1 protein-coding gene is annotated in these 1,606 nt (G+C 38.3%); it reads right to left on the minus strand.

All coding sequences use genetic code 11. From position 1 onward, the window contains the following. Nucleotides 1-89: 89 nt before the first annotated feature. The gene (locus tag ACYQ4S_RS11825) at nt 90-1,490 is read right to left on the minus strand and encodes an ISLre2 family transposase (protein ID WP_459771338.1); all 1,401 of its coding nucleotides are present in this window, start codon (nt 1,488-1,490) and stop codon (nt 90-92) included. Nucleotides 1,491-1,606 lie beyond the last annotated feature (116 nt).

Below are 1,606 nucleotides of genomic sequence, written 5' to 3' on the forward strand. Positions count from 1 at the left end.
GTATGTGTCAAGACTTTGGCGGAAACTTTTTTTCTAGAGATGGTAACTCTTCAATTTTAATATTAAAATGGCTCATTCTGTGTGTTTCATTACCCAAACATTTTCTTCAGTTGTCCCATTGGACTTGATGTGGAACTATAATTAGCTATTTCTCCCATTTTAACGCCTACAGAAGGACGATTAATCTTTTTCAAAACAGCTCTAACAGCGCCTTTAAATTCAGGGACAATGGTTTGTTCAAATGCAGGTAGTTCGGCTCTTAAAGCTTCTAAAAGCGTTCCGTTTTTACGAGCTGAAATAATTGAAGCTAAGTTTCCAGCTCCTTTGGCTGAAAATCCACGCCCTTGACGTTTCATACGATAACTATAGGGACGATGATTACTTTCACAAATACCTATCCCATTTCTTACAGGTAAGTCTCGCATTTTCAATGGACGAATACTTTCCCAATTGCGGTCTAAATAAGCCCCTAATAGACGGAGGTGTTCTATGTTATCAGCTCTTTTCTCCTCATCTTCTATTCGACTCTCTGTCGTCGCCAATACGCTAAGTACACGCTCTTTATCATAGGCACTCACAGCTTTTTTCATTTCAAAAATCATAGGCTTATCAAAACTTAACCGTTGGTTTATTTTTTCATTCATGTGATAGGGATCTCTAAAGTGTTCATGTTTTTTGCATTTTCCAATAATCTGTTCAAATTTATCTTTTTCATACCCGCTGCCGCCATCACTGTTGGATACGACTATCGTTTCCCGAATATCATACGTCGCTTCTAACCACCGCCCAGCTCGTTTAAAGGCTTCTTTACTAGATACTGTACTTTCAAAAACCTGGGATTCGATAAGGACTGGTCGCTTTTGTTTTCCTACGTACGTCACACCTTCATGAAATTGAACACGATGAAGCTCAGGGTTTTTTTCGCCTCTTCCTTTTAGTAATAACCCGTCTCCTTCAATAAATAACACAGGCACTTTCTTTTTTTCTTTTTGAGGTGTTTCAATATGACTCGGAGCTTCATCTGTCCATTTTTGAACTTTCTCGCCTGTTTTTTGAACCATCTTATGAACCGTTGTATGGCTTACCTGAAGCGGAGTTAAGAGGTTAATGGCGTCAGCTGCCTTACGATACACACCATCGGAGGCAACCTTAGCGGCTTTCATTTCAACTAAAGGCGAATAGCGAATATACTCTTCCAAGCCAATGGCTTCATCTAACGGTACAACGCTTTTTTTACCTTCTTTTCGCATGCGTCGTCGCCTAATTTCAACACCCCCGTAAGAGAATTGAACGGTACGTTTCATTGTTTTCTCTATTTCGTATCCTCGTTCTTTATAGGAATGGATTAGTTCCAAATCAATCATTTCTATTGCTTTAGAAACCAACTCACACATGACTTGTGGAAGGTACTGATCTAATCGTATTTCACTGTCTATTAATGTTTCAGAATCCTTTAATATACTGGCAATTTCTGCTATAATTTGATTCATAAGAAGACCTCTTTTCTGGATTTGTGGTTATCTCTAGATTAAGGGTCTTCTTTCTTTTTGTCTACTTTAATTTCTTGCCCTACTATTTTACTTTCCGACAACTATTTTACACATAG

The organism is Alkalibacterium sp. s-m-28 (assembly GCF_054658175.1).